Origin of the sequence: Salinisphaera sp. G21_0 (genome assembly GCF_017744115.1) — a bacterium.
Classification (GTDB): Bacteria; Pseudomonadota; Gammaproteobacteria; order Pseudomonadales; family Endozoicomonadaceae; genus Endozoicomonas.
Genome location: NZ_JAGHQW010000280.1, coordinates 1 through 544, shown reverse-complemented (window position 1 = coordinate 544; position 544 = coordinate 1). Strand labels below are relative to the sequence as shown.

The window sequence follows — 544 nt, the reverse complement described above, 5'->3', positions numbered from 1 at the left end:
AGCAGTCAGCTTTTTATATTTTCATGAATTGATGAAATATAATTATGCATAGACCCCCTGCTGGCATCAGTGGTCAATACGCAAGACCTGGTAATGATTACAACCACCCGGAAAATCGTGCCGCTTCTTCAAGGCCCGGACGATATAGACATGCCACAGTCAGACAATGGGATAATCCTCCCCGCATTAACCCCGGACGTGATGAATTTTATAATTCTTCTGGCGCATCTCCTTCTCAGTATCTACTGTGCCGCTCAGTAAACCCTGTTCAAGATTTCAATGCCCTCATTAAACAGGAAATAATGGATGATCTGGTGATTAAATCGAATCGTTTCGGACATCGCTATGATGGGAGACATCACGGGAAATATGCCAGTTTAATTAAAAAATACTCGTTAGCTGCTAAAAGACCGTTAAATCGGGCTGAACAAAGCCAGCTGATTCATTTGCTGCAAAATTTTACCGCAACACGGAGTTGGAATTGGCGAAGCCTGACGACAACACTTCATTCATTGACTTCAGCGGGTGTTTTTACCCCTCATCA

At 43.2% G+C, this 544-nt stretch carries 1 protein-coding gene; it reads left to right on the top strand.

All coding sequences use genetic code 11. The features are described 5' to 3' along the window. Positions 1 to 44: 44 nt before the first annotated feature. Positions 45 to 544: hypothetical protein (locus J7439_RS26065; RefSeq protein ID WP_209204968.1), on the top strand; the 500-nt coding region annotated here is incomplete at its 3' end.